The 334-nt window shown below is 71.3% G+C and carries 1 pseudogene; it reads right to left on the reverse strand.

Annotated elements, in window-relative coordinates:
• Positions 1 to 189: 189 nt before the first annotated feature.
• A pseudogene (locus AB0883_RS17885) lies at positions 190 to 334 on the reverse strand (phytochelatin synthase); the annotation flags it as partial.

Here is a 334-nt window from a genome sequence, read left to right on the forward strand (position 1 = left end):
GACTCGGCCGGCTGGGCCGCCGCCTCGCCCCCGGTGCTGGTGCCGACTCGGACGCGAGGGGCCGCTGCGCCTCACGCCCGACAACGGCATGACGGCAAGGGCCAGCCCCGGGCATGACGGAAGGGCCGGCCCCTTGTCGGGGCCGGCCCTTGTCGCTTGTGTCGCTTGTAGTGCTGGTGTTGTCGTCGGTCAGGCGGTGTAGCCGCGGGTGGCGATCCAGTCGGCCAGGTTGTCGACGTTCATCCGGTAGGAGGCCTGGTCGGGGTTGGCCGAGTCGGCGATCGTCACGGTCGCACCGTTGTCGCGGTAGCCGACGACGCTGATGTAGTGCCCG

Origin of the sequence: Micromonospora sp. NPDC047812, assembly GCF_040704175.1 — a bacterium.
Lineage (GTDB): Bacteria > Actinomycetota > Actinomycetes > Mycobacteriales > Micromonosporaceae > Micromonospora.